Source organism: Plantactinospora sp. WMMB782, assembly GCF_049179135.1.
Classification (GTDB): domain Bacteria; phylum Actinomycetota; class Actinomycetes; order Mycobacteriales; family Micromonosporaceae; genus Plantactinospora.
The window spans coordinates 4,349,734-4,367,268 of record NZ_JBMHMC010000007.1 but is presented as its reverse complement, the minus strand read 5'-3'; the positions used below and the strand labels follow the sequence as shown (position 1 = coordinate 4,367,268).

At 70.8% G+C, this 17,535-nt stretch carries 14 protein-coding genes; 7 read left to right on the top strand and 7 right to left on the bottom strand.

The window, feature by feature from the left end:
* The first annotated feature begins 194 nt into the window (after nucleotides 1-194).
* Nucleotides 195-1,517 carry a hypothetical protein gene (locus tag ACN28A_RS21865; protein WP_421397499.1) on the top strand — a complete coding sequence of 441 codons (1,323 nt, stop codon included), beginning with the start codon at nucleotides 195-197 and terminating at the stop codon, nucleotides 1,515-1,517.
* 143 nt (nucleotides 1,518-1,660) lie between these two features.
* Here ACN28A_RS21865 and ACN28A_RS21860 read toward each other — a convergent pair whose 3' ends face one another.
* The 3 genes from ACN28A_RS21860 to ACN28A_RS21850 are packed head-to-tail and all read right to left on the bottom strand — an operon-like array spanning nucleotide 1,661 to nucleotide 4,750.
* The gene (locus ACN28A_RS21860; RefSeq protein WP_421397497.1) at nucleotides 1,661-2,485 is read right to left on the bottom strand and encodes a carbohydrate ABC transporter permease; all 825 of its coding nucleotides are present in this window, start codon (nucleotides 2,483-2,485) and stop codon (nucleotides 1,661-1,663) included.
* A 16-nt stretch (nucleotides 2,486-2,501) separates the two neighbouring features.
* On the bottom strand, nucleotides 2,502-3,464 hold the full coding sequence (locus ACN28A_RS21855) for a carbohydrate ABC transporter permease (protein WP_421397495.1): 963 nt from the start codon (nucleotides 3,462-3,464) through the stop codon (nucleotides 2,502-2,504).
* Complete coding sequence (locus ACN28A_RS21850; RefSeq protein ID WP_421397493.1) at nucleotides 3,461-4,750, bottom strand: ABC transporter substrate-binding protein; 1,290 nt, start codon at nucleotides 4,748-4,750, stop codon at nucleotides 3,461-3,463. Before ACN28A_RS21850 ends, ACN28A_RS21855 begins: the two co-directional genes overlap by 4 nt.
* A 568-nt stretch (nucleotides 4,751-5,318) precedes the next feature.
* Between ACN28A_RS21850 and ACN28A_RS21845 the strand changes: the two genes are divergently transcribed.
* The gene (locus ACN28A_RS21845) at nucleotides 5,319-6,344 is read left to right on the top strand and encodes a LacI family DNA-binding transcriptional regulator (protein ID WP_421397491.1); all 1,026 of its coding nucleotides are present in this window, start codon (nucleotides 5,319-5,321) and stop codon (nucleotides 6,342-6,344) included.
* A gap of 27 nt (nucleotides 6,345-6,371) precedes the next feature.
* Nucleotides 6,372-7,331, top strand: a complete 960-nt coding sequence (locus ACN28A_RS21840) for a glycosyl hydrolase family 32 (RefSeq protein WP_421397489.1) — start codon at nucleotides 6,372-6,374, stop codon at nucleotides 7,329-7,331.
* On the opposite strand, the gene ACN28A_RS21835 is transcribed toward ACN28A_RS21840, so the two are convergent.
* Both ACN28A_RS21835 and ACN28A_RS21830 read right to left on the bottom strand, forming a co-directional pair.
* On the bottom strand, nucleotides 7,288-7,767 hold the full coding sequence (locus ACN28A_RS21835) for a hypothetical protein (RefSeq protein WP_421397487.1): 480 nt from the start codon (nucleotides 7,765-7,767) through the stop codon (nucleotides 7,288-7,290). The genes ACN28A_RS21840 and ACN28A_RS21835 overlap by 44 nt on opposite strands.
* A 73-nt stretch (nucleotides 7,768-7,840) precedes the next feature.
* Nucleotides 7,841-8,524 carry a WHG domain-containing protein gene (locus ACN28A_RS21830; protein WP_421397485.1) on the bottom strand — a complete coding sequence of 228 codons (684 nt, stop codon included), beginning with the start codon at nucleotides 8,522-8,524 and terminating at the stop codon, nucleotides 7,841-7,843.
* Between the two features lie 101 nt (nucleotides 8,525-8,625).
* Between ACN28A_RS21830 and ACN28A_RS21825 the strand changes: the two genes are divergently transcribed.
* Complete coding sequence (locus ACN28A_RS21825; RefSeq protein ID WP_421397483.1) at nucleotides 8,626-9,555, top strand: NAD-dependent epimerase/dehydratase family protein; 930 nt, start codon at nucleotides 8,626-8,628, stop codon at nucleotides 9,553-9,555.
* Nucleotides 9,556-9,777: 222 nt separating this feature from the next.
* Nucleotides 9,778-11,292: a glycerol kinase GlpK gene (gene glpK, locus ACN28A_RS21820; RefSeq protein ID WP_421397481.1), complete on the top strand. Its 1,515-nt coding sequence runs from the start codon at nucleotides 9,778-9,780 to the stop codon at nucleotides 11,290-11,292.
* A gap of 84 nt (nucleotides 11,293-11,376) precedes the next feature.
* Here glpK and ACN28A_RS21815 read toward each other — a convergent pair whose 3' ends face one another.
* Complete coding sequence (locus ACN28A_RS21815; RefSeq protein WP_421397479.1) at nucleotides 11,377-14,073, bottom strand: RICIN domain-containing protein; 2,697 nt, start codon at nucleotides 14,071-14,073, stop codon at nucleotides 11,377-11,379.
* 443 nt (nucleotides 14,074-14,516) lie between these two features.
* Nucleotides 14,517-15,653 carry an epoxide hydrolase family protein gene (locus ACN28A_RS21810; RefSeq protein ID WP_421397477.1) on the bottom strand — a complete coding sequence of 379 codons (1,137 nt, stop codon included), beginning with the start codon at nucleotides 15,651-15,653 and terminating at the stop codon, nucleotides 14,517-14,519.
* An 85-nt stretch (nucleotides 15,654-15,738) separates the two neighbouring features.
* Here ACN28A_RS21810 and ACN28A_RS21805 point away from each other — a divergent pair, with 85 nt between their 5' ends.
* Together ACN28A_RS21805 and ACN28A_RS21800 are read left to right on the top strand one after the other, a co-directional pair.
* Nucleotides 15,739-16,386 (top strand): TetR/AcrR family transcriptional regulator, encoded by a 648-nt coding sequence (locus tag ACN28A_RS21805; protein ID WP_421397475.1) that lies wholly within the window; start codon nucleotides 15,739-15,741, stop codon nucleotides 16,384-16,386.
* Between the two features lie 63 nt (nucleotides 16,387-16,449).
* On the top strand, nucleotides 16,450-17,448 hold the full coding sequence (locus ACN28A_RS21800) for an RNA polymerase subunit sigma-70 (protein WP_421397473.1): 999 nt from the start codon (nucleotides 16,450-16,452) through the stop codon (nucleotides 17,446-17,448).
* The last annotated feature ends 87 nt before the right edge of the window (nucleotides 17,449-17,535 follow it).

Sequence of the window (17,535 nt, the reverse complement as noted above, 5' to 3'; positions counted from 1 at the left end):
TCGCGGCCCCGCTCTGCGGCCGGACGGACGGGTGGTCCCTTGACAAGGGTGACCGGCGCCGAGCATCCTCCCGCTAAATCAATTTAGCGACTCGCTTCACAGAGGCCCGCCGCAGGGCGCGGGCTCCGCGCCGGTGCCGGGGAGCGACCGGGCGCCGGCCGGGCGGGCCGCGTTCCGCGAGGAAGGGAAACCGGATGAGGCTACGAAGAGGGGTGGTCGGCACGCTCGCCTCCGTGCTGACACTCGCCGCGGCGGGTACGGCGGCGTACGGCGGCCCGGCCGACCGGGGAGCCCCGGGAACCGGGATACGCAGCGTCACGCCGATCACCAGCGTCTACACGTACGGCCAGAAGGTCTCCGCGGTGGCCGTCGAGTACGGCGCCACGGTCAACCCGCGCACGCTCGACAACACCACGTTCCGGGTCTCGGACACGGTGTACAACTTCCGGTTCAACCCGATCGAGGACCTGCCGAAGCTGGCCGACCGGAGGGTCACGCACACCTACACCAACAGCACCCCGGCCCCCCGCGCCGACCGCCGGTCGGTGCCCGGCAGGTACGTCGTCGTCGAGTTGGACCCGGCCGACAGTGGCGGTTGGACGGTCGTGGTCTCCAAGTGCCCGACGTTCCTGTGCACCGTGAAGGTGAACCCCGAGCTGCCGACCCGGGTGGTGCAGCGCGGTGACGTGCACGGCCTGCCGGGGCGCGGGCACGGCAAGGGGCCGGTGCTGGCCAGGGGCGCGCCACACCGGTCGCTCGGGGTCACCGAGAAGCCGGTGAACCTGCTCGTCGACGAGTTCCGCTACGGCTCGTTCCTGAGCGACGGCATGGTGCTGCCCTACCACTACCACCTGCCCAAGGGCTACCAGCCGGGCCGGAAGTACCCGCTGGTGGTGGTCCTGCCCGGCCACGGCATGGGCTGGGACGGCGACAACCTGGGTGTGCAGCTCGCCGCCGACATCCCGGCGACGGCATGGTTGGACCCGAGCTGGACGGGCAGCCGTACCGACGTGATCGTGCTGGCCCCGCAGCACCAGCGGGTCGGCGCCGCCGCCGAGGCGGACCTGCTGGTCAAGCTCCTCGACCAGTTCGTCCGCGACTTCGCCGTGGACACCGGACGGGTGTACGCGAGCACCGTCTCCTACGGCTCGCGGCTGCTCTGGGAGGCGTTCGCGAAGCGGCCGGACCTGTTCACCGCCGGCCTGGTGACCGGCGGATTCCAGGTCAGCCCGGAGCAGGCCGCCGCGATCGCCGCGGCCGAGATCCCGATCTGGATCACCCACGGCGTGCACGACCACCTGCTGAACGTCTCGCTGGCCCGCAACTCCGCCGCCGCGCTGCGCGAGGCGTACGCGGCGCGGGGCCGGACGCCGGAGCAGGTCGCCGCGCTGCTGCGGTACACCGAGTACCAGGACGACGCGTTCACGCTGCCGGACTACCACGCGGCGTTCGGCCCGACGTACTCCGACAGCGGCATCCTGCGCTGGCTGCTCGGCCGGACGAAGCCGCCGGCCTGACCGGATCCGCCCGGCCGGCACGGGTCGTCCGTGCCGGCCGGCGGTCGCGTCACCCGGCCGTGGTGATGCCGCCGGTTTCCCGACGTCCTGACCGGCCGGTGTCCCGGACGTCCCGGACGAGCGCGGCGGGCGAACCCGACGGCTCAGCCCTTGACGGACCCTTGGAGCAGCGCCTTGATGAACTGGCGCTGGAAGATCAGGAACACCACGAGGGTCGGGGTGAGGATGAGCAGCGATCCGGCGCAGAGCAGCACCAGGTCGGTCCCCCACTGCCCCTGGAACGCACCGAGGGCACCGGCCATGGTGCGTTTGGTGGCATCGTCGACGAGCACGATGGCGAGCAGGAACTGGTTCCAGGTCCAGAGGAACAGCAGAATGGTCAGGGAGGCGATCGCCGGCCGGGCCAGCGGCACCTGGATCCGCCAGAACAGCTGCCAGGTGGTGCTGCCGTCCACCCGGGCCGCCTCGGAGAGCTCGGTCGGCACGTTGGCGAAGTGCGCCCGCATCCAGAAGACCGCGAACGGCATGTAGAGCCCGATCAGCGGCAGCACGATGGCCCAGCGGGTGTTGAGCAGCCCGAGGTCGCGCATCTGGTAGTAGATCGGGGTGACCACCGCTTCGAAGGGCAGGGTCAGGCCGAGCAGGAACAGGCCGAACGCCCACTTCGCGCCCGGTACCCGCAGGTGGCCGAGCCCGAAGCCGGCCATGGTGGCGATGACCACGGAGATCGGCACCACGCCGACCACGATCAGCAGGCTGGACCGGAGCAGCGCGGCCATGTTCGCCGCCGTGAAGGCGTCGACGAAGTTCCCCCACTGCGGGTCGGACGGCCAGGCCAGCCCGGTGGGCACCGTGCCCCGGGGCTGCAACGCCGCCGACAGCATGCTCACGAAGGGCAGCAGGGTGACCAGGACCAGCGCGACGAGGAAGAGCCGTCCGGTCAGCCACTCGCGTCGGCTCAGGTTCATCCCTTTTCCTCCCTGGTCATTCCTTCTCCTCCCTGGTCAGCCGCTGGATCGGCAGTACGCAGGCCAGCACGAGCAGCATGAGCACGACGGCGAGCGCCGAGGCGAGCCCCACCTGGCGCTGCGAGAAGGCGAGCCGGTAGATCTCCAGGCCCGGCACGGTGGTCTGTAGGCCGGGGCCGCCGCTGGTGGAGATGTAGACGATGTCGAAGCTGGCCAGGGCCGCGATCACGGTCACGGTCAGGCACACCCCGATCTCCCGGCGCAGGCCGGGCAGGGTGACGGCGAAGAACTCGCGTACCGGTCCGGCGCCGTCGATCCGGGCCGCCTCGTAGAGCGCGGGATCGATCTTGCTCATACCGGTGACCAGCAGGATCGTACAGAGGCCGAGCAGCACCCAGGCGCCGATCACCCCGACCGAGGGCAGCGCGGTGTCGAAGTCGCCGAGCCAGGCCCGGGCCAGCCCGCCCAGGCCGACCGCCCGGAGCGCCTGGTTGACCAGGCCGTTGGACGACAGCAGCCAACTCCAGGCGATACCGGCCGCCACCAGCGGGATCACCTGCGGCAGGAACAGGATGGTGCGGACGGCGTTGCCGAACGGACCCGTGGTGATCCGGCGGACGAGGCTGGCCACCAGCAGACCCAGCCCGACCGGGACGAAACTGAAGAAGACGATAAGGACGAACGCGTTCGAGATGATCTTCAAAAGGTCGCTGTCGGTGAAGACCGTGAGGTAGTTGTCCAGCCCCGCCCAGCGGGCCACGCCGATCCCGTTCCACTGGTAGAGCGAGTACTGCACGGTGAGCGCCAGCGGGCGGAGCACGAAGACGGCGTACATGACCAGGGCCGGCAGCACGTACAGCCAGCCGCTCCACCGGGCCGTACGGCCCCACCGGCGTCGGTGGGGCCGTACGGGGGACGGTCGGTTCGGCGAACGGGTCGCCGCCTGCCCGCCCGGAGCGCTGCCGAGGGCAGACGTCATCGGGAGAGTTCCTTCGCGTACTCCGCCTGGACCGCCTGCACGTATCCCTCGGGAGTCTGCTGGCCGGCGACCAGCTTCTGCATCTCCGGCGTGATCGCCGCGGCGAAGATGCCGCCGGTGGCGTTCGCGGTGAAGTCCACCGCCCCGTTCTCCGCCCCGAGCTGCTGGGACGCGGCCAGGGTCTGCGCCAGCACGCTCCCCTGCGGGGCGGCCGGCAGGGACAGCTCCGACGGACCGCCGGGGTGCGAGCCGCCGACGGTCACCGAGATCTCCCGGGCCTTGTCGTTGGTGTGCGCCCAGTTCAGGAAGAACGCGGCGGCGTCCGGGTTCTTGGCCTTCGCGCCGACGCCGAAGGTGTTGGGCGCGGACATCGCCACGTGGTTGCCGCTGCCGGACTCGGTCGGGAAGAGGAAGAAGCCGACCTTGCCGCTCATCGACTTGTCGAGGTTGCCCGACTCCCAGTCGCCGTTGAACATGAACAGGCCGTTGCCCTTCTGGAACTCGCCCATCATCGCGGTGTAGTCCAGGGCGTTCGCGTCCTTCGGGAAGTACCCGGCCTGCGCCCACCGCTGGATCACCTGGGTGGCCTTCAGCGCCGCCGGGGTGTCGAAGGTGGCGCCGGGCTTCTGGAAGATCCAGTCGGCGATCTGGGCCGGGTCGCCGTACTGGTTCTGCAGGGCCTGGTGCGGGAAGTTGATCCCGGCGGTGTTCTTGTTGAACTGCATGATCGGCTGCACGCCGGCGGTCTTGGCCTTGGCCAGCAGCTCCTCGAACGCGGCGATGGTCTTCGGCGGCTCGGTCATGCCGACCCGCTCGGCCAGGGTCTTGTTGTAGAAGACCCCGGTCACGCTGTAGCCGAGCCCCATCCCGAACAGCGAGCCGGTGCCGCGCGGCCCGCCGCCCTCGGCGACCCGCAGCTGCACCAGCTGCGAGGCCGGGAACCTGTCCCAGCCGTAGGCGGTGAAGTACGGGTCGAGGTTCTTCAGCAGGCCGTCCTTGACCAGGTCGACCATGGTGGGCAGCCGGATGATGTCCGGGGCGTTGTCCGAGGCGAGCACCCGGGGTGCGTTCTCCACGATCACCGTGAACTGGTCCTCCCGGACGTTGAACTTCACGTTCGGGTGCTGCCTGGTGAACTCGTCGGCGAGCGCCTTGGCCAGCGGGAAGCCGGTCTCCGCGTACATCTCCAGGGTGATCTGCTCGGTGCCCAGGGCGGTGCTGACCGGCGCGGCGGTGCCACCCTCGGATGCCGGGTCGGCACCTGGCGCACTACAGGCAGCGGTCACGACGACAGCGGACAGTAGCGAGGCGCAGACGGTCGCCAGCCTGCGTCGCGGGTATCTCTTCGACAATCCGTACACTCCTACGGCTCCTTGACTCCTCTGCGCACTTCCCGGTCGGCGGTCGGGCGTACCCGGTCCGGACGGACCCGGCACGACGGCCTGCCGGCGTCGCCCGGATCGCGTCGCGGGCCGGTTGCCGACCTGGGCGCGCGGTAACCGACCATGGCCTCTTCCCGGCCGGGCGTGGGTGCGCCCGGTGGAAACAAAACGTCCCGCTAAACTGATTTAGCAGAGCATGCGCGCGGCGCACGGAGCTGTCAAGGAGGGGCTTGGCAACGGCTCGGAAACGGCCGGTTCACACGACCGGGACCCACCCGGGCCCATCCGCCGGCCGAGCACCCGGGCCCGAGACCCGAGCCGGCAGCGGCCGAGCCCGGAGCCCGGACCGGTTCCGACCCGGACCGGGCCGGCACCGATCCGAACCGGGCCGGCACCGGTACTGGACAGCGGCCGGCGACCCAGCATGATTGGCGGGGCGGTGCGGACCGACCGCTGGCGATTCGGAGGATTCATGGCCCGCAACAGAGCAACTCTGGCCGACGTCGCGCGCCGCGCCGGGCTGTCCAAGACCGCCGCGTCGATGGTGCTGAACGGGCGCGAGGGCACCCGGCTCTCCGCCGAGGCGCACCAGCGCGTCTTCGCGGCCGCGGAGGAACTCGGTTACCGACCCAACGTCGCCGCGCGCAGCCTGCGTACCCGCAAGACCGCCACCATCGCGTTCGTCTCCGACATCGTCGCCACCACCCGGTTCGCCGGCGGCCTCATCCGGGGGGCGCTGGACGCGGCCCGCGAGCGTGACCACGTGCTGCTCATCACCGAGACGCAGGGCGACGCGACGTTCGAGCGGTACGCCATCGAGGCGATGCTCGACCGCCAGGTCGACGGCGTCGTCTACGCGGCGATGGCGACCCGGCGGCTCAGCGTGCCGCCGGCCATCCTGAACGGTCCGGTGGTGCTGCTCAACGCCACAAGCGCGGAGGACCTGCCCTGCGTGCTGCCCGACGACGAACGGGCCGGCCGGACGGTCGCCACCGCACTGCTCCAGCGCGGTCACCGCGACCGGATCGCGCTGATCGGCCGCAACCGGCTCAAGGAACGCGACCCGGAGGTGTCGCTCGCCGCGCGGGCGCGGCTGCGCGGGATCCGGGAGGCCCTGGCGGAGGCCGGCACCGCGCTGCTCGCCGAGACGTTCTGCGGGGACTGGCTTCCCGAACACGGGTACGCGGCCATGCGCCGCCTGCTGGGCGGGCCGGACCGGCCGACGGCGGTCATCTGCATGAACGACCGGCTGGCCTTCGGCGTCTACCAGGCCCTCGGCGAGGCCGGCCTGGCCGTGCCCACCGACATCTCGGTGGTCTCCTTCGACGACGATCCCATCGCCGCCTGGCTGCGCCCCGGCCTGTCCACCGCCGCCCTGCCGCACGAACAGATGGGCCGGCACGCCGTGGAGATCCTGCTCGACGGCCGCAGCAGTGGGCCGACCCTGGTGCCGATGACGCTGCGCCGACGGAGGTCCATCGCCGCACCCTCTTGCTAAACCGATTTATCTGGTAACTTGCCTGCCATGCTACGTCTGCCGGACCACTGGGTGTGGGACAGCTGGTACGCGCGGGACGACGACGGGCTCTGGCACGCGTTCTTCCTGCGCGCCTCCCGCGCCCTGCTCGACCCGCACCGCCGCCACCTGCGCGCCGCCATCGGGCACGCCGTCTCCACCGACCTGCGCTCGTGGGAGCTGGTCGCCGACGCACTTGCGCCGGCCGACGCACCGGGCTGGGACGACCTGGCCACCTGGACCGGCAGCACCGTACGCGGCCCGGACGGCCGGTGGTACATGTTCTACACCGGGGTCGGCCGCGCCGAGAACGGGCTGGTCCAACGCATCGGCCTGGCCGTCTCGGAGGACCTGGTCAGCTGGCACCGGCACGGCACCGGGCCACTGGTGGAGGCCGACCCCACCTGGTACGAACTCCTCGACCCGGAGGTGTGGTACGAACAGGCCTGGCGCGATCCCTGGGTCTTCCCCGACCCGGCCGGCGCCGGCTGGCACATGCTCGTCACCGCCCGCGCCAACCACGGCGCGGCGAACGAGCGCGGCGTGGTCGGGCACGCCACCTCCGACGACCTGGTCAACTGGACGGTCCGGCCGCCGTTGTCCAGCCCCGCCGGGTTCGGGCACCTCGAGGTCCCCCAGGTCGCGGTCGTCGACGGCCAGCCCCTGCTGCTGTTCTGCACGAACGTCGGGGCGACCGCGGAGCGGGCCGAGCACCGGATCTGGACCGTCACCGGCGCCACCGTGAACGGTCCCTGGGACGTCGCCTCGGCACGGCCGTTCCCGCACCCGCACCTGTACGCGCCCCGCCTCGTCGACGCCGCCGACGGGTGGTCCATGATCGGCTTCCTGGACCACGTCGACGGCGAATTCGTCGGCGAACTCACCGACCCGCTTTCCGTTCGCTACCGCCCCGACACCGGCCTGGTCACCGCCGAACTGAGCCCGACGCGCCCGGCTCCGGTGCGGTAGCGACACCGGAGGCCGCCGAGCCCGACCCGCCCGGCTCCGGTGCGCTGGCGACATCCGAGTTCGCCGAGCGCCGCGCTGGTGCCGGACGCGGCCGAGGGAGCAGCAGGCTGACCGTCGCGATAGCGAGACCGATCCCGGCAGCAAGCAGGAAGACCAGGTCGTAGCCGGCGGCGAGGGCGGGTGAGCCTGTGTCGGGAACATCCGTACCGGCCGTGGCGCCGGCAACCGCGCCGGCCCTGGTACCAGCGGCCGCGGCGAGGACGGCCAGGGCCACCGCGCCGCCCACCTGGTTGGCGGTGCTGGCCACGCCGCCGACCACGCCCAGGTCGGCGGCGAGCCGGGCGACCACCACGAACGTCACCGCTGCGGGTGTCTGCCCGAGTCCGGCCTCCAGCGCGCCGTAGCCATAGACGATCAGATCCAGCGCGTTTCGCACCGACGGTCGTGGGGCGCCGCCGCCGAGAGTTGCGGCACCCGGTACGGGGCCGACATCGAGACCGCGGCGCGGATTACCGGGGAAGGCCGGCGGCGGTGGCGGCGGAGCGCATCTGGTATTCGAAGAAGCCCTGCCGGTCCTCGTCGACGGAGTTGTGGAGCTGGCCGAACAGCTCGCCGCTGACCGCGCCGCAGAGCTGGAAGAAGAGCATCAGGGTGCCGGCCACCACGCGTACCGGGGTGTCCGGACCGAGCGCGTGGGCGACCCGGGCGAGTTCTTCGGCGTACCGGCCGGTGAGCGGCTCGGCGGGTGCCAGCCGCCCCGCGTGGTGGGCCGCCAGCAGGATCCGCCCGATGAGCAGCAGCACCCGTGCGCCCGGCCCGATGGTGTCCTCCGGGGCGCGGTAGCCGGGCACCGGGCTGCCATAGATGAGCGCCCACCGGTGCGGCTCGGCCAGCGCCCAGGCGCGGACCGCCGAACTGACCGCCAGCCAGCGCTCCAGCGGGTCCGCCCCCTCGGGCAGCGCGGCCTCGGCGGCGTCGCCGACCGCGTTGTACGCATCGATGATCAACGCAGTGAGCAGGTCGTCCCGGCTGGCGAAGTAGCGGTAGATGGCCGACGGGGCCATGCCCAGGTCCCGGGCAACCGCCCGCAGGGAGAGGTTGGCCCCGTCGGTGGCGAGGTGGCGGTGCGCCACCGACTTGATCTCTTCGGTGAGCTCTGCCCGTATCCGGGCACGCACTCCTGGAGCACTCATTGGAGCAGTGTGCCACAACGAGAACACTGTTCTTGACGCGACCGGCCGACATGTGCGACTGTTGCTCCGGAACGAGAACACTGTTCACCAAGGAGAACACCATGTCGAATTCTGTGGTCGTCGGCGCCGGTCCGGTCGGTTCCCGGATCGCGCTGCTCCTCGCCGAGCAGGGCGAGCGGGTCCGGCTCGTCACGCGCGGCGGCGGCGGGCCCGAGCACCCGATGATCGAACGGGTCGCCGCCGACGCCAGCGACGCGCGCCGGCTGACCGAACTGACCGACGACGCCGAGGTGCTCTACAACTGCGCGAACCCGAAGTACACCGAGTGGGAACGGCTCTGGTTCCCGATGAACGACGCGATGATCGCGGCGGCCAGGTCCGCCGGCGCGGTCTACGCCATCACCGGCAACCTCTACGGCTACGGCCCGCAGCCGGACGGGCGGATGACCGAGCACACCCCGCTGGCCGCCGTGGGCCGCAAGGGGAAGGTACGCGTCAAGATGTGGCGCGACGCTCTGGCCAGCGGAGTACGTACCGTCGAGGTGCGCGGCTCCGACTACGTCGGCGCCGGTGCGGTCGGCGTCTTCTCCGCGGTGATCCTGCCGGCGGTCAGCCGGGGTGCCACCGCCTGGGTGCCGGGCGACCCGGACCTGCCGCACACCTTCACCTACACCGGGGACATGGCCCGCGCCCTGGTCACGCTGGCCCGCGATCCGCGCGCGCACGGCCAAGCCTGGCACGTGCCGTCACCCCCGCCGGCCACCGTCCGGCAGCTGGCCGACCGTTACTGCGAGCTGACCGGCAACCCGCGGCTGAAACTGCGCAAGCTGCCCCGGTCCGCCATGCGCGCGGCCGGTCTGGTCGTGCCGATGGCCCGCGAGATGGCCGAGATGGACTACCAGTTCTACGCGCCGTTCGTGCTGGACAGCACCCGCACCGAGACCACCTTCGGGCTCACCCCGACCAGCCTGGACCAGACGATCCAGGAGACCGCCGACGCCGCCCGCACCACCGCCGCCCGACGGATGTGAGCACGGCGGTGCCGTGTGTCCGTCACCGGCGGACATCGTGGCGGCTCTCCGGAGACAGCAGATCCGCCACCCGCCGTAGGACAGCGGACAGCCCGGTTCGTCGCTCCCGCGGTGCCAACCGGGGATGATGTCCGGCAGCCAGGGTGGGTGTTCGGTGGCCGGAGTGGATGTCCGACCCTGCCCGACCGGCGCTCGTTGGAAGCGACAGCGGAGGAGAACGGAATGGCTGACTTCGTCGGCGCGGTGGACCAGGGCACGACGAGTACCAGGTTCATGGTCTTCGACCACGGTGGCAACGAGGTGGGGCGCCACCAGTTGGAGCACGAGCAGATCCTGCCCAGGGCCGGCTGGGTCGAGCACAACCCGTTGGAGATCTGGGAACGCACGTCGGCGGTGATCCGTACGGTGCTGAACAACCACGGTCTCGACGCCGCCGACCTGGTCGCGCTCGGCATCACCAACCAGCGCGAGACGACGCTGGTGTGGAACCGGCGCACCGGCCGCCCCTACCACAACGCGATCGTCTGGCAGGACACCCGCACCGACCAGATCGCCGCGGCGCTCGACCGGGACGGGCGGGGCGACGTCATCCGGCAGAAGGCCGGCCTGCCACCCGCCACCTACTTCGCCGCCGGCAAGATCCAGTGGATCCTGCAGAACGTCGACGGGGTACGCGCGGCGGCGGAGCGCGGCGAGGCGGTCTTCGGCACCATCGACACCTGGCTGCTGTGGAACCTGACCGGCGGGGTGGACGGTGGCGTGCACGTCACCGACGTCACGAACGCCAGCCGCACCATGCTGATGAACCTGGAGACGCTGGACTGGGACGACGAGCTGCTGTCGTTCTTCGACATCCCCCGGGTGATGCTGCCGCAGATCCGCCCCTCCTCCGACCCGGGCCGGTACGGGACGACGCTGCGGACCGGTCCGCTCGGCGGCGAGGTCCCGCTCACCGCCGCCCTCGGTGACCAGCAGGCGGCGACGGTCGGACAGGTCTGCTTCGCCGAGGGCGAGGCGAAGAACACCTACGGCACCGGCAACTTCATGCTGCTCAACACCGGTAACTCGCCGGTGCGCTCGAAGTCCGGCCTGCTCACCACCGTCTGCTACAAACTCGGCGACGCCCCCGCCGTGTACGCGCTGGAAGGCTCGATCGCGGTGACCGGCTCGGCCGTACAGTGGCTGCGCGACCAGCTCGGCATCATCAGCGGCGCGGCCCAGAGCGAGGCGCTGGCCGCACAGGTCGAGGACAACGGGGGCGTCTACTTCGTACCCGCCTTCTCCGGCCTGTTCGCCCCGTACTGGCGGTCCGACGCGCGGGGCGCGATCGTCGGGCTCTCCCGGTACAACACGAACGCCCACCTGGCCAGGGCGACCCTGGAGGCGATCTGCTACCAGAGCCGCGACGTCGCGGTGGCGATGGAACAGGACTCCGGCGTACCCCTGGACGTGCTCAAGGTCGACGGCGGGGTCACCGCCAACCGGCTCTGCATGCAGCTCCAGGCCGACATCCTCGGCGTGCCGGTGAGCCGTCCGGTGGTGGCCGAGACCACCGCGCTCGGCGCCGCGTACGCGGCCGGGCTCGCGACCGGTTTCTGGCAGAACACCGACGAGCTGCGCCGGAACTGGAACGAGAGCGAACGCTGGTCGCCGACCTGGTCCGACGAGCAGCGCGCCGAGGGGTACGCCGGGTGGAAGAAGGCGGTACAGCGGACCCTGGACTGGGTGGACCTCTGACGGTCGTCCCTCCGGCGCCCAGGCGCGCGCCGGGGTGGGGTGGTCCGGGGCCGGGCAGGTTCGGCCCGGCCCCGGACGTGCCGGTCAGTTGCGCCGGCTCCACTGCTGGTTCGCGCCGCCGTTGCACGACCAGAGGATGATCTTCGTCCCGTTGGCGGAGGCGGCGCCGTTGGCATCCAGACACAGCCCCGACTGGGCATTCGTGATGGTGCCGTTGGCGTTGACGTTCCACTGCTGGTTGAGCCCGCCGTGGCAGTCCCAGATGATCACCTGGGTGCCGTTGGCGGTGCCCGAGCCGGAGGCGTCCAGGCACTTGTTGCCGTAGACGGTCAGTTGCCTGCTCGCGGTCTGGGCCCACCGCTGGTTCGGGCCGCCGGAGCAGTCCCACAACTGCACCTGGGTGCCGTTGGTGGTGGAGGAGTTGGGCACCTCGACGCAGCGGCCCGACTGGCCGCCCACGATCTGTGCGTTCTGCTGCCCGCCGCCGCTCTGCTGCCGGACGATCGACCTGGACTCGGCGGACCGGTTGCCCTGGGCGTCGAGAACGTAGAGCCGGTATTCGCCCGCCGTCGTCGGGACCGCGATCGAGGTGGCCGTGCCGCTCGCGCTGGTCATCGTCGGGCCGGCCGCGAAGCTGGTCGTGCCGGCGGGAGCCAGCCAGACCGTCCTGGTCGCGTCGCCGCTGCTCCGGATCGGCACCGACGCCGTTGCGCTGGTGACGAAGGTACTGGCCGGCAGGACGTAGTCCGGCAGGGCGACGTTACCCGCCGGCACGATGTCCCGGAACGAGTCCTGTAGCCCGGAGTTCACCGCGATGCCGTAGGCCGGCGCCGGCCAGACGTAGTCGGCGGAGACGATGATGTCGTGGATGGTGCTGTTGGGCAGGTTCTTGTTCGAGACCTTGTTTATCGGGCCGTAGATCTGCGTGATGCTCAGGTCGTGCTTGCGCCCGAAGTCGTCCGAGTTGATCAGCCAGGTGACGTTCTTGTCCACGCTCAGGACGTTGTCCCGGAAGGTGATGAACGCCGACCCCTCGTCCGGGTGCAGCCCGTACTTGTGACCCGCCGGAACGCCCTGTAGGTAGTTGTCGGTGACCGTGGTCCCCGGCTGGCTGCCGAGCGTGTAGATGGGCGCCGTGTCGCTGAGCCGCTGCACCGTGTCGATGATGTGGTTGTGGCTGATGTTGTTGTTCCTCGCCGTGGTGGTCGGCCGGTTGGGCACGATCGAGCCCGACGACCCGTCGAAGTTCCACCATCCCCAGCCGAGCGTGATGCCCGACCACGGCGTCTTCTCGATCCGGTTGTACTGGATGTTGAGGCTGTCGACGAAGTACGCCGAGATGGGGCTGTGCCCGTTGAACAGCACCGCACTGTCGTAGAGGTAGTTGTTCTCGATCTCGATGTTCCTGGGCAGCCCCTCGACCTGCGGGGAGTACTTCTCGCGGTTGGTCGAGGTGTGGTCGCCGATGTAGACGTGCTGGGGATGCCCGACCGTGACGGCGGAGCCGGCGATGTCGTTCGTGTAGTTCCCGATCAACTGGCTGTTCTGCACGTCGTTGACCATGTTGATGCCGTCGGCGCCGGTGTGCTGGACCCGGTTGCGTTGCAGGACGATGCCGTCGGCGTTCTGGACGTGGATGATGCCGGGGGTCACGTCGACGTTGCGGTAGTAGTAGACGTGGAAGTTGCCCTTCGCGTACGCCTGTGCGCCCAGGTTGCCCTGCTGGGCCTGCTTGAAGGCGGCACCCGCGACGTTGAACAGGTTCCAGTCGGAGTGCGCGACGGTGAGACCGGAGAACGTGAGGTTACGCGCGTGGCTGCTGGTCGAGGTGCCGGCGATCCGCAGCAGGGTGGACACGTTGTTCGGCGCCACCACCGTCGCGGTCGACATGTTCTCGCTGCTGGCCTTGTAGTAGTACAGCGTCCGGCTGGTCTTGTCGAAGTGGAACTCCCCCGGCGCGTCCAGGAACTCGTAGGCGTTCATCACCTTGTGGCTGCCGCCCACCTGGGCGTTGCCGTTGAACGCCCCCTGGGCGATGGCCGCGCCCGGCTGCTGGAACAGCGCGACACGATTCTGGCCGTCGGAACTCGTGGTCACCTGGCGGACGCCCACGATCGCGGTGGTCCAGGTGGTGCCCGTCTCGATCTCGATGTCGTCGTGGTTGCGGGAGACGGCCGGGAAGTCGCCCAGGTTGTACCTGGCGCCGTCGCACTGGGACCCCGACTCCCAGGCCCACGCGGCCTGCCCGGCGGTGATGTTGTATGTGCCGTAGCAGCCCGCCGAGTTGATGGTCTTCGCGGCCATGTAGGCACGCTTGTCGTTGACGTAGAGCGCCCGCAGCTTGTTGGCCCGGTCGAGCGGCGCCTTCCAGATGTTGCCGCTGTGCTGCGTCCATCCGGTCACCCGGACGCCTCCGTCGAGGACCGGTGTCTCACCGGGGTACGCGGCGTAGACCACCCGGTGGCCGTTGCTGCCCGAGTCGCCCGACCCGAACTCGATGGTGCTGGTCACCGGATAGTTTCCGCCGCGGAGGTAGACCTGGATGTCGCCGGTCATGTTCGCGTTCACGGTGCGCACGACGTCCCGGGCGCGTTGCAGGGTCCGGAACGGCGACGTGATCGTCCCCGGATTGCTGTCGTTGCCGTCCGGCGCGACGTAGTAGGTTTCCTGGACGGCGGCCGAGGCCGGCCGCTGGTCTGCGACCACCGCCGGCAACGCGGCGGAGACGAGCACCGCGACTGCCAGCAGAGAGGTTTTGATGGTGGGGCGGGATGGATGCACGTACGTTCCTTTCACTTGCCGCTGACAAGCGTGATCGCCGGACGGCCGTCCCCACGACGCGACGGCCGGGTCTCGGCGCGGGTCGTGGGTGGGTGGGACACCGGCCGTCCATCCGCTGGTACCGCAGCCGGACGTGCGGAACGACGACGCGGCAACGCCGAACGACGAACACCGACCCTGTGCTTCGGAGTCGTCGGACTGGGTTCAGCGGCGCGAAGTCATGGTGCTCGTCAGACGGGCGGACGGGCCTCCAGCGGTCAGAAAGATCGTGTTAGCGATCACATCGATGACCTTAAGGCTGGCAGACCGGCCCGGGTTTCTCAAACGAAAGTTTCGGTTATCTGCCGGCACCCTCGAAGGTCCGGTCGCGTTTCCGGCACGGAGGACCGCGACCGGTGCCCGCCCCGGCGGGAAGCAGGGCGGGCACCGGCGAGGCCCGGCAGTCAGCGGAGGCCGGCGAAGAACTCCCGGATGTCGGCGACCAGCACCTCGGTGGCCTGGTGGGCGGCGTAGTGGCCGCCGACGTCGCCGCGCCCCTCGACGTCCGCCCCGTACGCCGTCCAGCGGACGATGTTCGAGTGGTCCCGCTCGGCGAAGCGGCGGATCGACTGGAAGTCGCCGGGGAACATCGCGAGCGCGGTCGGCACGGTGGTCGGGCCGGCCGCCGGCTGCTCGGCGTGCGCCTCCTCCCAGTAGAACCGGATCGCCGAGGCCGCGGTGCCGGTGAACCAGTAGAGCGCCACGTTGGCCAGCACGAAGTCGACGTCCAGGCTCTCGTCGAAGAGCTGGGCGTTCCAGGCCAGCAGCCCGACCGGTGAGTCGGCCAGCCCGAAGGCGAGGGTCTGCGGCTGCTGACTGTGCACCTGGTTGAAGGAGAACTTGTTCTCGTAGAACCACTGGAGGTGCTTCAGCGCGGCCTGGTCCGCATCGGAGAGGTCGGCGAACTCCGCCGGATCGCCGGACGGGAACGAGAAGAGCTGGGTGACGTGCACACCGAGCACGTGCTCCGGGTCGATCCGGCCCAACTCCGGCGCGACCATCGAGCCCGCGTCGTTGCCGACCGCGCCGTAGCCGGCGTACCCGAGCCGGTTCATCAGCTCGGCCCAGGCGCGGGCCGTGCGGTACCGGTTCCAGCCGGCGCTGCGGGTCGGGCCGGAGAACCCGAAGCCCGGCAGTGACGGGACGACCACGTGGAAGGCCGGCGCCTCCGGGTCGGCCGGCTCGGTGAGCGGGTCGATCACGTCCAGGTACTCCAGCACCGAGCCGGGCCAGCCGTGGGTGAGCACCAACGGGGTGGCGTCCGGCCGGGACGACCGGACGTGCAGGAAGTGGATCCGCTCGCCGTCGATCTCGGTGACGAACTGCGGGTACGCGTTGAGCCGGGCCTCGACGGCCCGCCAGTCGAACCCGTCCCGCCACCGCTCGACCAGCGCGCGCACCCGGTCGGTGCCCATTCCGTAGGTGTCGCCGGCGCCGGGCAGCTCGGCCGGCCAGTTCGTGCGGGCCAGCCGGGCGGCGAGGTCGTCGAGGTCGCCCTGCGGGATCTCGACGCGGAACGGGCGGATCGCGGTGCCGCTCATCTCGGAACTCCTTCGGAACGGAATCTTTCGTTCTGCTTCCAGGGTAGCAGACCGGAACGATCCGTTCCACTGTTAGTCTTCGGCCATGCCGACATCCCCCGGGAGACCCGAAGCGCCGCTGGCCGGGCGCCGTGCCCAGGCGACCCGGAACGACGAGGTGATCCTCGACGCCGCCCGCGCGGTCTTCCTCGAAGACCGCAGAGCGCCGATCGCGGCCGTCGCCGAACGCGCCGGCGTCGGCATCAGCGCCCTTTACCGGCGGTACGCGGGCAAGGAGGACCTGCTGCGCCAGCTCTGCCACGACGGGCTGCGCCGGTACGTCGCCGAGGCCGAAGCCGCCCTCGCCGAACGGGACGGCTGGGCGGCGTTCACCGGATTCCTGGCCCGGGTGGTCGACGCCGACGTGCACTCGCTCACCGTCCACCTGGCCGGCACCTTCACCCCCACCGAGGAGATGGGCCGGGACGCCGTACGCGCCGGTGAGCTGGCGAACGCGCTTGTCGAGCGGGCCCGCGCCAGCGGGCGGTTGCGCCCCGACGTGGTCGTGCAGGACCTGGGACCGTTGCTGGAGGCGTGCGCCGCCGTGCGCGTACCCGATCCGGAGCGCACCCGGCAACTGCGCCGCCGCCAACTCGCGGTGCTGCTGGCCGGCCTGTCGACGGTGCCGGACGCGGACCCGCTGCCCGGACCGGCTCCGGCGCCCGGCGAGTTCGACTGGCGGTGGCGGCGGTGATGAGTTCTCGCGCCCGCACCCGTCACACCTACGACGGACCCGACGAGGCGGAAGGATGACGAGATGAGTGCGGACAGGCGACTGGCGGAGCCGGGCGGGAACGGTCTGGGCGAGGTCGACGAGTCGGCGTTCTCGGGGCTGGCGGAGCGGCACCGGCGGGAGCTGCACGTGCACTGCTACCGGATGCTCGGGTCGTTCGAGGACGCCGAGGACACCGTGCAGGAGACCTTCCTCCGGGCCTGGCGGCGGCGGGAGACCTTCGAAGGACGGTCGACGTTCCGGGCCTGGCTCTACCGGATCGCCACCAACGCCTGCCTGGACCTGCTCGCCAGGTGCCGCCCGCAGCCCGCGACCGGCGGCGAGGTGCGGTGGTTGCAGCCCTACCCGGACCGGCTGCTCGACGAGCTGCCGGCAGGTGACGCGGACGAGCCGGAGACCGTAGCCATCGCGCGGGAGACGATCGAACTGGCGTACCTGGTCGCGGTCCAGCATCTCGCGCCGCGCCCGCGGGCCGTGCTGATCCTGCGGGACGTGCTCGGCTGGCCGGCGAAGGACGTCGCGGAGCTTCTCGGGGACTCCGTGAACTCCGTGAACAGCGCACTGCAGCGAGCCCGCGCCGGCATGCGGGAACACCTGCCCGCGCAACGGCAGGACTGGACCGGCGGCGAGGAGGACGCCCAGACCCGGGAGCTGGTACGCCGTTTCACCGACGCCAGCGTGGCCACGGACATCGACCGGCTCGCCACGATGCTGCGGGACGACGTCCGCTGTTCGATGCCGCCCACGCCGGGCCTGTACGTCGGCCGCGACGCGGTGCTGGACAACTGGGTCGCCGACGGCTTCCCGGGCATGACGGGGCTGCGCGCGGTCACCACCTCCGTGAACCGGCAGCCCGCCGTCGCGTTCTACCACTGGCGGGAGCGGGAGGGTGCGTACCTGCCGCTGACGATCGACGTACTGCGCATCACCGGCGGGGCGATCAGCGAGATCGTCACCTTCCACGACGACCGGTTCCCGCGGCTCGGGCTGCCGGACCGACTGCCGGCGGACGGTACGGAGTAGTCCAGGTACGCCGATCGCGCTGCGCCGTGGCGAGCGGATCGCGGTGGCCCCGGGCGGAGCGGCGCCACACGTTCGGTGTCGTCACCC

Excerpts from the sequence above, each read along its gene's own strand:
- ACN28A_RS21865 (WP_421397499.1), top strand. The coding sequence starts at position 195 with ATGAGGCTACGAAGAGGGGTGGTCGGCACGCTCGCCTCCGTGCTGACA.
- ACN28A_RS21860 (WP_421397497.1), bottom strand. The coding sequence starts at position 2,485 with ATGAACCTGAGCCGACGCGAGTGGCTGACCGGACGGCTCTTCCTCGTC.
- ACN28A_RS21855 (WP_421397495.1), bottom strand. The coding sequence starts at position 3,464 with ATGACGTCTGCCCTCGGCAGCGCTCCGGGCGGGCAGGCGGCGACCCGT.
- ACN28A_RS21845 (WP_421397491.1), top strand. The coding sequence starts at position 5,319 with ATGGCCCGCAACAGAGCAACTCTGGCCGACGTCGCGCGCCGCGCCGGG.
- ACN28A_RS21840 (WP_421397489.1), top strand. The coding sequence starts at position 6,372 with ATGCTACGTCTGCCGGACCACTGGGTGTGGGACAGCTGGTACGCGCGG.
- ACN28A_RS21830 (WP_421397485.1), bottom strand. The coding sequence starts at position 8,524 with ATGAGTGCTCCAGGAGTGCGTGCCCGGATACGGGCAGAGCTCACCGAA.
- ACN28A_RS21825 (WP_421397483.1), top strand. The coding sequence starts at position 8,626 with ATGTCGAATTCTGTGGTCGTCGGCGCCGGTCCGGTCGGTTCCCGGATC.
- glpK (WP_421397481.1), top strand. The coding sequence starts at position 9,778 with ATGGCTGACTTCGTCGGCGCGGTGGACCAGGGCACGACGAGTACCAGG.
- ACN28A_RS21810 (WP_421397477.1), bottom strand. The coding sequence starts at position 15,653 with ATGAGCGGCACCGCGATCCGCCCGTTCCGCGTCGAGATCCCGCAGGGC.
- ACN28A_RS21805 (WP_421397475.1), top strand. The coding sequence starts at position 15,739 with ATGCCGACATCCCCCGGGAGACCCGAAGCGCCGCTGGCCGGGCGCCGT.
- ACN28A_RS21800 (WP_421397473.1), top strand. The coding sequence starts at position 16,450 with ATGAGTGCGGACAGGCGACTGGCGGAGCCGGGCGGGAACGGTCTGGGC.